Genomic DNA, 12,354 nt, shown 5'->3' with positions numbered 1-12,354 from the left:
GGTAGGGTGGTCCGGGTGAGCGTACCGAGCGTCGAGGTGTGGGCGGACCCGGAGCGGCAGGACCTGGAGGAGCGGGTCGCGGCGGCCGAGTTGGCCTGGCTGACGCTGGACGTCGACGTGGCCACCCTGCGGGTGGAGATCGACAACTTCGCGCTCGCCCACCACCAGCTGCTCGGCCCGCTGTACGCCGAGCTCGACGAGCTGGACGCGCTGATCGCCGAGTCGGTGGCGGCGCTCAGCGGCGACCCGGAGGACCTGCGGCGGGCCCGGGAGGCCCGGGAGCGGGTCGAGCCGGCCGCGGAGCGCGGGCCGCGCGAGGGCGAGCCGCAGGCCCGGAAGGTCCGCCCGGCCAAGGAGGCCCAGCGGATCTACCGGGAGCTGGCCCGGCGGGCCCACCCCGACCTGACCACCGACCCGGCCGAGCAGGAGCGCCGCTCGGCGTTCATCGCCCGGGTCAACGAGGCGTACGCGCTGGCCGACGCCGGGCAGCTGGCCGAGCTGGCCGAGGAGTGGTCGACCTCGCCGGACTCGGCGCCCGCCGCCGACTCCCCCGACCGCCTGGCCTGGCTGCGCCAGCGCCTGGAGTGGCTGACCGGCCGGATCACCGCGCTCGCCGTGGAGCGGGTCCGGCTGGAGCGCACCCCGATGGGCGAGATCCTGCTGCTGCGCCCGGACGAGCCGGAGCGGCTGCTGGAGGACCTCGCCGAGCAGCTGCTGGCCACCGCCGCCGAGCGGCAGGCGAGACTGGCCGCGCTGCTGCCCGACAATGGCCGGAACGAACCGTCCGAAACCCCTCAGGAGACGCCCCAGATGTTCGCTCAGCTGCCCACCGCCGACGCCGCCTCGGTGCCCGCCGACGCCGCCCTGCTCGACGTCCGCGAGCAGGACGAGTGGGACGCCGGGCACGTGGACGGCGCGCTGCACATCCCGATCGGCCAGGTGGTGGCCCGGCTCGACGAGCTGCCCGAGGGCCGGCTGTACGTGCTGTGCCGGGTCGGCGGCCGGTCCGCGCAGGTGGTGCAGTACCTGGTGGCCAACGGCCGGGACGCGGTGAACGTGGACGGCGGGATGTTCGCCTGGGAGGCCGCGGGCCGTCCGATGGTCGGCGGCGACGGGCAGCAGCCGTTCGTCCTGTAGCGGTCGCCCCCGACCCCTGTTCGAACGCGTGGGCGGTGCGGCAGGATGGCCGCCGTGCGCGTCTGGTCGAAATCCGCCCGGGTGGTGCTGGTGACCGCCGGGGTGGGACTGGCGGCCGGTGCCCTGGCGTTCCTCGGTGCGCTCTTCCTGAACGTGGCCCCGGAGAACGCGGTGTCCCGGGAGTACCGGGCCCGGATCGACGCGGTGGTGTACCCCGAGTTCGAGCAGAACTGGAAGCTGTTCGCGCCGGACCCGCTGCAGCGCAACGTCACGGTCGACGCCCGGGTGCAGACCATCGCCGAGGACGGCCGGATCACCACCCGCGACTGGCAGGGCCTGACCGCCCGGGACCTGGCGGCGATCCGGCACGACCCGGCGCCCAGCCACGCCGACCAGAACCTGCTGCGGCGGGCCTGGGACTTCTACGAGTCCACCCACGGGGACGGTGACGCGCCGTCCCCGGCGGGCTCCCGCGGGCGGCTGGCCGAGCAGTACCTGAAGCGGATCGCGCTGCAGCGGATCGGCCCCGGCGGCGAGCGGGTGCTGCAGGTGCAGCTGCGGGTCGGCACCGCGACGGTCGCCCCGCCGGCCTGGAGCGCCGAGCAGGTCGACACCGCCGCGCACCTGCGCGAGCTGCCCTGGTGGCCGGTGGCCGCCGAGGACTGGCGGGACCTGTGACGCTCCGCGCCGCGCTGCCCCGCCTGCTGACCACGCTGGCCCCGCACCAGGCCGCCGTGGTGCGGATCGGCACGGCCGGGACCTGGGGCGCGTTCCTGCTCCGCGAGTGGCCGAACCGGCGGGTGCTGTACGGGGACCGCTCGCCGTGGTCGGCGGAGCTGAACGGCCGGCTGATCGGCGACACCCACGCCTTCACCGCGCTGGCCTGGAGCGACGGCCGCTGGTGGTTCGAGGCGGTGTACCTGCTGGCGCTGCTCGCGGCGGCCGCGACGGCGCTCGGCTGGCGCACCCGGGCCTCCTCGGTGCTGTTCGCGCTGACCGTGCTGTCGCTGCAGAACCGCAACGTGTTCGTCGGCGACGGCGGCGACAACCTGGTCCACCTGCTGGCGATCTACCTGGTGTTCACCCGGTGCGGCGCGGTCTGGTCGCTGGACGCCCGGCGCCGGGCCCGGCGCCCCGGCAAGGACCCGGCCGAGTGGGGCGAGCCGCGGGCGGTGGCGGACGCGCTGGCCGCGATGCTGCACAACTGCGCGATGCTGGTGATCGCCGCCCAGGTGGTGCTGGTCTACGGCACGGCCGGCTGGTACAAGGTGCAGGGCGCCCGCTGGCAGGACGGCACCGCCGTGCACTACCCGCTGCACCTGGACTACTTCACGCCCTGGCCGGAGCTGTCCGGGCTGCTGACCGGGAGCCTGCTGCTGACCTTCCTGTTCACCTACGGCACGGTGGTCCTGCAGGTCGGCTTCCCGTTCTCGCTGGCCGCCCGGCGGCTGAAGAACGCGCTGCTGGTGGTGATGGCGGCCGAGCACCTGGGGATCGCGGTGCTGCTCGGGCTGCCGTTCTTCTCGCTGGCGATGCTCTCCGCGGACGCGGTGTTCGTGCCGACGGCCGCGCTGCTCGCGGTGCAGCGCGGCGTGACGGCGGCGGCGGGCCGGCTCCGGCGGACCGAGCGGGCCGAACAGGTCGAGCGGGGCGAGCGGGGCGAGCGGGCCGAACAGACCTGACGGGCCTGACGGGGCGTCGGTCCGGCGGGCCGGTCGGCGAAAAGTCGGTAGGCTCCCGTTATGTCCTGGTTCACGGCCCTGCGCGACACCGCGAAGGCCGGGCTGACCGTGGACCGCTCGCTCACCAACCCGCGGCGCGCCCTGCGCGGCGCGGTCGCCGCCGCGCTGGTGGTGTTCCCGACGCTGGCGCTGCTCGGACCCGCGCAGGCCACCTCGGCCGCGATGGGCGCGTTCATCGCCGGGACGGCGACCTTCCAGCGCTCGTTCCGCCCGCGCGCCTCGCTCGCCCTGGTGGCCGCGGCCGGGCTGGGCCTGTCGACCTTCCTCGGCTACGTCGCGGTCGGCATCCCCGGCGCGTTCCCGGTGCTGCTCGCGCTGTGGGCGTTCGGTGCCGGACTGGCCTGGGCGATCGGGCCGACCGCCGGGGTGGTCGCCGCCAACACCCTCGCGGTGATGATGGTGGTGGTGCAGCTCCCGGTGTCGGTGCCCACCGCCGTCGAGCACGGGCTGCTCTGCTCGGTCGGCGGCGCCGTCCAGGCCCTGGTGATCACGCTCTGGCCGATCGACAGCTGGCGGGCCCAGCGCGACGCCCTGGCCGACATCTACGCCGGGCTCGGCGACTACGCCCGCCGGCTGCGCCACGACCCGGTCGCCGAGGTCGACCCGGAGCCGTTCATCGTCGGCCGGCAGGCCGCCCGGCTGACCGCCCGCCAGGCCCGCCGCCGCCCGCCCGAGCTGCGCGGCCTGCGCACCCTCGCGGAGCGGATCAGGCCCGCGCTGGCCGCGCTCGCCGACCCCCGGGTCGGGGCCGCCGAGGAGGGGCCGGAGCGGGACCGGGCCCGCGAGGTGCTGGCCGCCGCCGCCGAGGTGCTGGACGCGCTGGCCCGGGCGATCCGCACCGGCGACCCGGTCCGGCTGCCCAAGGACACCCCCGCGCTGGCGCTGGCCCGCCCCGGCGAGGGCGAGGACCTGCTGCGCGGCGGCGCCCGCCGCTCGGCCCGCCGGCTGTCCGGCCTGCTCGGCCGGGCCGCCGACCGCCTCGACCGGCAGGACCGCAGCACCGTCCCGACCCGCGGCGTCCCGGACGGCGGCGGGCTGCGCCGCCCGCCGCTGGTCAAGGTGGTGCCGGCCGCGCTGGCCACCGTCGGGCGGCAGCTGCACCGGCACTCGGCGATCCTGCACCACGCGGTGCGGATGTCCGCGGTGGTGACCTCCGCCTACCTGGCGGCCCGGCTGGTGGGCTTCGAGCACGGCTACTGGGCGCCGATGACCTCGGCGATGGTGATGCGCCCCGACTTCGCGCAGACCTTCAGCCGGGGCGTCGCCCGGGTGGCCGGCACCGCCACCGGCGTCCTGCTGGCGACCGCCGTGGTGCAGCTCTTCGACCCGGGCGACTGGGTGCTGGCCGTGCTCGCCGTCACCTGCATGGGCTTCGCCTACCTGACGCTGCGCACCGGGTACGCGGTGATGACGGTGGCGATCTCCTCGTACGTGGTGTTCCTGCTCGGCCTGCAGCCCGGCGACCCGCTCCGGCTGGCCGTCGACCGGGTGGCGATGACGCTGCTCGGCGGTTTCGTCGCGCTCGCCGCGTACGCGCTGTTCCCGACCTGGCAGACCGCCCGGCTGCCGGAGCGGCTGGCCGAGTGGCTGGCCGCCGCCGGGCGGTACGCGGCGGCGGTGTTCACGGCGTACGGGGACCCGGCGGGCGGGCACGCCGAGCAGGACGTGCGGCCGGCCCTGCTGGACGTCCGGGAGGCGCGCAGCGAGATGCTGGCGGCGCTGGACCGGGCCGAGGTGGAGCCGGTCCGGCACGCCGAGCAGGTGCCGGAGCTGAGCCGCAAGCAGTTCGACCGGGCCCGGTCCGCGGTCGGCATGCTGGACCGCTGCACCGTGCTGCTGGAGGCGCACATCCCGGCCGGGGACGCCCCGCCGGTGCCCGGGGCCGCCGCGTTCGGCGAGGAGCTGCGGGACGCCACCGCGATCGCCGCCGCCGCGGTGCTGCTCGGCCAGGACGTCGACTTCTCGGCGCTCCGGGAGGCCCACCGGACCTGGGACCGGCAGCTGTCCGGGCTGCCCCGGGACGACGGGATCGACGTGCTCCGGGCCGGGGCCAGGCTCACCGTGCAGGCCCTGGCCGAGCTGGAGCGGGCCGTCCGGACGCGCCCGCCGGCCACCGCCGGGGAGCACGTACCGTTGGGCGCGTGAGCGACACCTCGGTGCCCCAGCTGGGCGAGCAGTACGACGACGGACACCTCCCCGACGACCGGGAGATCGGCGTCGGCCCGCACCCCGAGCCCTGGCCGGACGACCCCCGGCTGGATCCGGAGCTGCTGGCCGGCGGGGACCGGCGCAACGTCGTGGACGGGTACCGGTACTGGCGGCACGAGGCGATCGTGGCGGACCTGGACACCCGGCGGCACGGCTTCCACGTCGCGGTGGAGAACTGGCAGCACGACTTCAACATCGGCTCGGTGGTGCGCACCGCCAACGCCTTCCTGGCGGGGGAGGTGCACATCGTCGGCCGGCGCCGCTGGAACCGGCGCGGCGCGATGGTCACCGACCGGTACCAGCACGTCCGGCACCACGGCTCGGTGGCCTCGCTGGCCGGGTACGCGGCCGAGCGCGGGCTGCCGATCATCGGGATCGACAACCTGCCGGGGGCCGTCCCGCTGGAGACCTACCCGCTGCCGGAGCGCTGCGTGCTGCTGTTCGGGCAGGAGGGGCCGGGGCTGACCGAGGAGGCGTGGGCGCACTCGGCGGCGGTCTGCTCGATCGCCCAGTTCGGGTCGACCCGCTCGATCAACGCGGGCGCGGCCGCCGCGATCGCCATGCACGCGTGGGTGCGGGAGCACGCCTCGGGCGCGCTCCCGCGGGGGTGAGGCTCCGTCAGGAGAACAGCAGCTTCCAGGTGTCCGGGCCCGGGTAGCCGTCCGCCTCGGCGCCGGACCAGCCCTGGGCGCGCTGGAAGGCGGCGACGTTCAGCCGGTCGGCCTCGCCCCAGTCCCGGCTCGGGCCCTCCCGGTAGGCGGCGCCGAAGCCCTTCCGGACCAGCTGCTGCCCCAGTTGCAGGACCCAGTCGTTGACCTGGCCGGGGCCGAACCTGTCCGCGCCCGGGAAGGCCGGGGCTCCGGCGGGCGGCGGGGGCGGCGAGGGGGTGCCCGCGGCTGCCGGGATGTCCTGGCCGAGGCGGCGCACCAGCAGGTCCCAGGTGTCCTTGCCCGGGTAGCCGTCCGCCTCCGCGCCGTGCCAGCCCTGCGCCAGCTGGAACGCCTCGGTGGCCCGCCGGTCCGCCTCGCCCCAGTCGGGGCTCGGGCCCTCCCCGTAGAACCGGGTGCCGCCCCGGTCCACCAGCATCTTCCCGAGCCGGGTCACGTACGGGTTGACCCGGCCGGGGCCGAACTTGTCCGCGCCCGGGAAGGCGTCGGAGTTCTCCGGCGCGGGCATCGGCTGGCTCAACCCCTTGTAGCGGTACGGCAGGTAGCTGCCCGCGTGGCTCCAGTACGCGTACGGGGTGGTGCGCTTCAGGGTGTGGGGGCGGGTCTGCTCCAGCGCGGTGTACCTGGTGTGCGCGGCGTCCGTCCAGCCGCCGAACAGGACCACGTGCGAACCGCCCTGCGGGTCGGCGGCGTTGTTGTAGATCAGCGCGTCGCCCGGCTGCAGCTCGTCCTTGGAGATCCGCTCCGCGAAGTCCGGCAGCGTCCAGGTGGTCTGACTGCTGCCCAGGCCCCAGGCCATCGAGACGAAGCCCGAGCAGTCCTGGCGGTAGCCGTCCGACCAGTACCGGCCCATGCTGTACGGGACCTGCTGGTCCACCCAGGACTGGGCCCGGTGGATGATCTCGGCCCGGGTGGTGGCGGGCTGCGCGGCCAGGCCGCGGCGGGCCCCCGACCCGCCGTACAGTCCGGAGACCTCGCCCTGCGGGGAGCCGGGTATCTGCGTGCCGCTGTCCGTTCCCGGTGCGGCGACGGCTATGGACGCCGCCCCGCCGCCGCCCAGCACGCTGCCGACCGCGGCCAGCAGCACCGCGGCCCGCCTGGTCCGGCGGGGCACCACCCGGCCGGAGCGGACGGCCAGCAGCCGGGCCCGGCGCCGGCCGTCGCAGCCGCCGCACGCGCACGAGTCGTCCGGTTCGACCTCGTTGAACTCCATCAGCACGGACGGACCTGCCTCTCCTGTGAACCCGCTCGGATCCGGGTGAACCCGGGTGAGTGGGACTCACGTTCCTAGGAGGAGAGGGCCGGGACCACCTGATCGGGGATCGGACAGGGCGGTTCGGGTGAACGCGCGCACCGCGGGGTCGGGCGCGTCGCGATCGGCTGCGAGGGGAGGAGGAGTGACGGTGCGTCGGACGGTGCGGTCACTCCCACTGCCAGCGGATGCCGACCTGGCCGGGCTGCTGGTCGGAGGCGAGGACGTGCGCGCTGGCGGAGGCGCCGATCCACAGCGGTTCGCGGTGGCGGTCGACCTCGGTGCCGGGGGTGCGGTCGAAGCGTTCGCACTGGACCGGGACGGCGTCGGGGTCGAAGTGCACCTGGAGGACGTACTCCCGCACGGGGCTGGGGAAGAACCGGCCGTAGTCGGTGGTGGGGCCGGAGTCGGGGATGCTGACCTCGTACTCGAGGACGGTGGAGTCGCCGAGCGCGAGCGGGCGGTCCAGCAGCAGTTCGGCGACCAGCAGTCCGCCGGCGGGGCGGCGGCGGACCCGGCCGAGCCGGGCGTGCCGGACCGAGGTGATCTCGGGGCAGCTCTCCACGCCCTCGTCGGCCTTGTGCACCACGACGTGCCGGGTGACGCCGTCCACGGTGGCGCGGACGACCTGGCGCATCCGCAGCAGGTGGCCGCGGCGGGCGGAGTCGACGTAGTAGGAGTCGTGGATCGACTGGCGTTCCAACTGGCCGGCGGGCGGGGCGTCGAGTTCGGCGAAGACCTCGGCGATGTCGGCCTGGCCGGGCCAGACCTGTTCGACCCGCAGGCCGTCGGGGGCGGGGCCCTGGGAGACCCAGCGGCCGCGCGGACGGGGCGGGCCGAGCAGGGCGGTGAGGGCGGTGTGGCGCAGGCCGAGCAACTCCTCGAGCAGGTGGACGGCGCGCAGTGAGGTGGCGCGTTCGGGCTGGCTGCGGCCGCGCCGCCAGTAGCTGAGGGTGGTGACGCTGACCCGGACGCCCTGCTTGGCGAGGGCGGCGCGGATCCGGTCCAGGCTGAGGCCGCTGTGCTCGATCGCGGAGTTGAGGGCCTCGGCGAAGCCGTTCGGGGCCGGTGCGGCGGCGGGAGCGGGGACGGGCACCGGTCCGGCGGGGGGCACCCCGCCCGCCGGCCGTTGCTCGCTGCCGGGGTCGCGCTGTCCGACCAGTCGGAGCCGACCGGCGTGCTGCGGTTGCTGTGAGCCCATGCGAGACCTTCCCCCACCCGGCGGGTTCGGCGGGTCCACCCCGGAGCCACGGCCCCGGTATGACGTCGGTGGTCCGCCGCCGAGCGTGTGGGAACCCTATTGAGGGTTGAGAGGCTACGTCATCAATCCGGACATATGACAGTGGTCACGACAAGCATTTCGCAGACGGATCGAACAGGAAACACTCCTGACACACGAGCGCCGGAAGGGCCCGGGCGGGGCCCTTCCGGCGGGGTCCGGTGACGGATCGTCAGGAAACGGAGAGCGCGGTGTCGTCGATCACGAAGGAGGTCTGCAGCGAGGAGTCCTCCACGCCGTTGAACTTCACCGTGACGGTCTGTCCGGCGTACGAGGACAGGTCGATGGTCTTCTGCGCGTAGCCGGTGTTCTTGTCGAGGTTGGAGTACGTGGCGACCGAGGTGCCGTTGACCGAGACGGTCAGCTTGTCGTACGCGGTCGTGCCGGTCTCGGCGGTGTCGACGTGCAGCCAGAAGCTCAGCGTCGCCTTGCAGCCGGCCGGGATCGCCACCGACTGGGAGACGCTGTCGGTGTGGGCGGAGCCGTAGCCGTCCATCCACGCCTTCCAGGAGCCGGAGTGCGCGGCCTGGGAGGAGGAGTTGTCGACGACGCCGGAGGAGGCGGTCCACGGCGCGGCGGTGCCGGTCTCGAAGCCGGGGTTGCCGAGCAGCTGGGCGGCGGTGCAGCCGCCGGTGGGCGGCGGGGTGGTGCCGCCGCCGCCGAGCAGGGCGGTGGCCAGGCCGTCGGCGATCGGGGTGCCCCAGCCGGTGACCTGGTCGTAGCCGGCCTTGGTGGAGAAGTCCTGGTTGGCGCCGCTGGTGACGTCGTGGAAGGCGCTGCCGTACGAGGCGGAGTTGGTGACGGCGTAGATCTTCGGGTTGGCCTCGCCGAGCACCGGCTTGGCGGCGGCCAGCGCCTTCTGGTTGTAGAGGGCGGCGAAGCCGGACCAGAGCGGGGCGGCCGCGGAGGTGCCGCCGTAGACCTGCCAGCCGGCGCTGCTGGTGCCCTGGGTGTAGATGGCGAAGCCGCTGTTCGGGTCGGCGTTGGAGGAGACGTCCGGGACGGTGCGCATGGTGCCCGAGACGCCGGTGCCGGTCTGCCAGGTCGGCTTGGCGAACTGGGTGGAGACGCCGCCGCCCGCGGTGGACCAGGCGCTCTCCGAGCTGTAGGTGGTGCCGGAGACCTTGAGGTTGGTGCCGCCGACGCCGGTGTTGTACGGGCTGGAGGCGGGGAAGTCCACGGCCTTCACGGTGGAGCCGGAGGTGGAGCGGGTGCAGTCCCGGGAGCCGTCGTCGCCGGAGGCCGAGAAGATCGAGATGCCCTGGGCGGCGGCCTGCTTGAAGGAGTTGTTCACCGCGGTCATCGAGGAGGCGGTGGTGTCCGGCTCGCAGGAGCCCCAGGAGATGGAGATGACCGAGACCCGGTTGTCCGCGACGATCTTGGCGGCCATGTCGATCTCGCCCTGGTCGCTGTTCGGGGCCTCGTAGACCAGCTGGGTCGCCTTGGGGGCGACACCGCGGACGATCTCGGAGTCCAGCTCGACCTCGCCCTGGCCCTGGCCGGGCGCCGAGTCGTAGTTCGCGCCGTCCACCGAGACGGTGCTGACCGCCGGGCCGGACAGGCCGAACTGGCTGTCGTAGGTGGTCAGGTTGGAGGACTTGTAGCCGTCGAACTCCCAGAGCGCGACGGTCGAGCCGGTGCCGTCGGCGCCCAGCTGGTTCAGCCGGTACGCGCCGTCGTAGGTGGCCGGGCCGAAGCCGGACGGGGTGGCGTGCGGGGTCGAGGCGTTCGGCTTGGCGATCCGGGTGGTGCGCACGGTGTGGTCGTTCAGGCCGCTGACGCCCTCGACCACGCCGGCCAGCGCGGCCGGCACCGAGGCGGCGGCGTCGTTGGCGAAGAACGCCCGGCCGCCCTGCTGCGGGTCGGTGTAGGTCGACTCGTGGGTGCCGAAGGCGGCGGCCAGCTGCGCGCTGGTGCCGGTGGCGTTGACCACCTGGCGGTTGGCGCTGACCGAGTCCACCTTCAGGCCCTGGGCGGTGAGGAACGCCCGGACCTGGTCGACGTCGGAGGAGGTCGGGCCGAAACGCTCGGTGAATTGAGCCGGCGTCAGGTAGTGCCCGTACTCGGCGGTTCCCGGAGTGGCGACCGCCGTGAGGAAGCGGTCGAGTTCGGCGGTGTTGCGCAGCTTCAACGAGACCGCGACGGATATCCGGCGGTCGGCGGGGACGTCGCCCTGCTTCTGCGAACGCGCCACCGCGGGGGTGACGGTCTGCGGCAGCGCCACCCGGGAGGCGGTGGCGTTCGGGGTCGGCGCCGCCTGAGCGGTGCCGACGCCCAGCGAGACGGCGGTGAGGGGAACGACAGCGAGAGCTGCGGCAAGGGCGAGCGAGCGGGGTCGCACGGGCTCCTCCGGAAATCTGGGGGCGTTCCGGTTCTTCGGAAAGCGCTCGCCAGAATCTCTCAGAGAACACTCAGGAATAGGCCCATGCCTGAGCAATTGCTTACTAAAAAACAGTCAACTGTGGAATGGGAAAGGAATTCAGTGAATGAACTGAATGCCGGGCGGGGTCAACTGAATGTCAGGGGCGGCCCAGCCACCGGCCGAGCGCCTCCCGCAGCTCCCCCCGGGTCGGATCGGCGCAGGCCCAGGCCGCGTGGCCGTCCGGGCGGACCAGCAGCACGGTGTCGCGCAGCTTGCCGTGCGGGTCGGCGGGCGCGGCGGTGACCACCCGGTCCGCCCAGGAGTCGGCCACCGACACCTCGTCGTTGCTGATCAGCACCGCCTTGCCGGCCCGCAGCGCCTCGTGCAGCCGGGACGGACCGCCGGGCACGTCGACGGCCAGCCGCAGGTCGGGGACCCGGCGGCCGGTCAGCGGGTGCGCGCCCTTCTCGGCGGGGTAGGCGTAGCCGATGCCGGAGACCTGCTTGGCGCCCAGCTCGGCCAGCGGGCCCAGGTGTCCGGCGGCCGCGCCGAGCGCCGAGCGCAGCGCCCGGACCGGGGCGTGCCGGCCCTGGGCGAGCCGGACCAGCGCGCCGGAGCTGCGCAGCACGGCCCGGCCGACCGGGTGCCGCTCGGTCTGGTAGGTGTCCAGCAGGGCGTCCGGGGCCCAGCCGCGGACGGCCGCGACCAGCTTCCAGCTGAGGTTGGCGGCGTCCTGGATGCCGGTGTTCATGCCCTGGCCGCCGGCCGGGGAGTGGCAGTGCGCGGCGTCGCCGGCCAGGAAGACCCGGCCGGAGCGGTAGCTCGCCACCTGCCGCTCGTCGCTGTGGAACCGGGAGGTCCAGCGGACCTCGGCGAACTCCAGGTCACGGCCTGTCACCTCGCGCAGCAGCGCCTCCAGGTCGGCCGTCACCACCGGTGCGGTGTCCGGGAGTTGGTGCTCGCGGTCCCAGCCGACCACCCGGAACCAGCCGTCGCCGAACGGGGCAAGGAAGGCGAACCCGGCGTCGCCGACAGCGGCGGTGAACGACTCGTCGGGGTCGCCGGTGAGCCGGACGTCGGCCAGCATCACCGAGCGCAGCACCGCCTCGCCGGGGAACGGGACGCCCAGCAGGTCGCGGACGGCGGAGTGCACGCCGTCCGCGCCGACCGCGTAGCGGGCCCGGTGCAGCTGCTCGCCGTCGGCGGTGCGGGCGGTCAGCGTGACGCCGGTGGCGTCCTGCCGCAGGCCGGTCAGCTCGGCGCCGCGGCGCAGGTCGGCACCGGACTTGACGGCCCGTTCGCGCAGCACCCGCTCGGTGTGGGACTGCGGGGTGATCAGCACGAACGGGAACCGGCTGGGCAGGCCGGCCAGGTCGACCCGGAGCCGGCCGAACACCTGGAGCGAGGGCGTGGGGCGGCCGGTGGCGATCAGCTCGTCGGCCAGCCCGCGGGCGTCCAGCAGTTCGAGGGTGCGGGCGTGCACGCCGAACGCCCTGGTCAGGTTGGACTCCTCGGCCCGCTTCTCCAGCACCGTCACCCGTAGGCCGGCCGCGGCCAGGTCGCCCGCCAGCAGCAGGCCGGTCGGCCCGGCGCCGACCACCACGACGTCGGCGGTGAACTCCGTCTCGGACATCCGTCTCTCCCGTTCGTCTCGCAACCGTCGGCCGGGGCCGCGGCGTCCTCGGCGCACGGGTTCTCAGCGCGCT

Annotated in this window: 9 protein-coding genes; 5 read left to right on the top strand and 4 right to left on the bottom strand. The window is 74.6% G+C overall.

Annotated features, from left to right (window positions below; genetic code table 11):
- The first annotated feature begins 15 nt into the window (after window positions 1–15).
- The 5 genes from ACIOHG_RS12100 to ACIOHG_RS12080 are packed head-to-tail and all read left to right on the top strand — an operon-like array spanning window position 16 to window position 5,698.
- Complete coding sequence (locus tag ACIOHG_RS12100; protein ID WP_400948688.1) at window positions 16–1,137, top strand: rhodanese-like domain-containing protein; 1,122 nt, start codon at window positions 16–18, stop codon at window positions 1,135–1,137.
- Between the two features lie 54 nt (window positions 1,138–1,191).
- Window positions 1,192–1,815, top strand: a complete 624-nt coding sequence (locus tag ACIOHG_RS12095; protein WP_400948686.1) for a DUF5819 family protein — start codon at window positions 1,192–1,194, stop codon at window positions 1,813–1,815.
- A complete protein-coding gene (locus ACIOHG_RS12090) occupies window positions 1,812–2,819 on the top strand; it encodes an HTTM domain-containing protein (protein WP_400948683.1) in 1,008 nt (335 codons plus the stop codon). Before ACIOHG_RS12095 ends, ACIOHG_RS12090 begins: the two co-directional genes overlap by 4 nt.
- 60 nt (window positions 2,820–2,879) lie before the next feature.
- Window positions 2,880–5,024 carry an FUSC family protein gene (locus ACIOHG_RS12085; RefSeq protein WP_400948681.1) on the top strand — a complete coding sequence of 715 codons (2,145 nt, stop codon included), beginning with the start codon at window positions 2,880–2,882 and terminating at the stop codon, window positions 5,022–5,024.
- Window positions 5,021–5,698, top strand: a complete 678-nt coding sequence (locus tag ACIOHG_RS12080) for a TrmH family RNA methyltransferase (RefSeq protein WP_400948678.1) — start codon at window positions 5,021–5,023, stop codon at window positions 5,696–5,698. Before ACIOHG_RS12085 ends, ACIOHG_RS12080 begins: the two co-directional genes overlap by 4 nt.
- Before the next feature lie 7 nt (window positions 5,699–5,705).
- Here the strand turns inward: ACIOHG_RS12080 and ACIOHG_RS12075 are convergent, their stop codons facing one another.
- The 4 genes from ACIOHG_RS12075 to ACIOHG_RS12060 form a co-directional block, all read right to left on the bottom strand.
- The gene (locus ACIOHG_RS12075) at window positions 5,706–6,968 is read right to left on the bottom strand and encodes a peptidoglycan-binding protein (RefSeq protein WP_400948676.1); all 1,263 of its coding nucleotides are present in this window, start codon (window positions 6,966–6,968) and stop codon (window positions 5,706–5,708) included.
- Between the two features lie 208 nt (window positions 6,969–7,176).
- The gene (locus ACIOHG_RS12070; protein ID WP_400948673.1) at window positions 7,177–8,208 is read right to left on the bottom strand and encodes a hypothetical protein; all 1,032 of its coding nucleotides are present in this window, start codon (window positions 8,206–8,208) and stop codon (window positions 7,177–7,179) included.
- Window positions 8,209–8,458: 250 nt separating this feature from the next.
- Window positions 8,459–10,627 carry a protease pro-enzyme activation domain-containing protein gene (locus tag ACIOHG_RS12065; protein ID WP_400948671.1) on the bottom strand — a complete coding sequence of 723 codons (2,169 nt, stop codon included), beginning with the start codon at window positions 10,625–10,627 and terminating at the stop codon, window positions 8,459–8,461.
- Between the two features lie 178 nt (window positions 10,628–10,805).
- Window positions 10,806–12,281 (bottom strand): FAD-dependent monooxygenase, encoded by a 1,476-nt coding sequence (locus ACIOHG_RS12060; RefSeq protein ID WP_400948668.1) that lies wholly within the window; start codon window positions 12,279–12,281, stop codon window positions 10,806–10,808.
- Window positions 12,282–12,354: the final 73 nt, after the last annotated feature.

The organism is Kitasatospora sp. NPDC088134 (assembly GCF_044741705.1).
In the GTDB taxonomy this organism is placed as follows: Bacteria; Actinomycetota; Actinomycetes; order Streptomycetales; family Streptomycetaceae; genus Kitasatospora.
The sequence above is the reverse complement of the archived record's forward strand: the minus strand, read 5'-3'. Positions and strand labels throughout refer to the sequence as shown.

Coding starts and splice junctions, on each gene's coding strand:
- ACIOHG_RS12085 (WP_400948681.1), top strand. CDS start 2,880: ATGTCCTGGTTCACGGCCCTGCGCGACACCGCGAAGGCCGGGCTGACC.
- ACIOHG_RS12075 (WP_400948676.1), bottom strand. CDS start 6,968: ATGGAGTTCAACGAGGTCGAACCGGACGACTCGTGCGCGTGCGGCGGC.
- ACIOHG_RS12070 (WP_400948673.1), bottom strand. CDS start 8,208: ATGGGCTCACAGCAACCGCAGCACGCCGGTCGGCTCCGACTGGTCGGA.
- ACIOHG_RS12060 (WP_400948668.1), bottom strand. CDS start 12,281: ATGTCCGAGACGGAGTTCACCGCCGACGTCGTGGTGGTCGGCGCCGGG.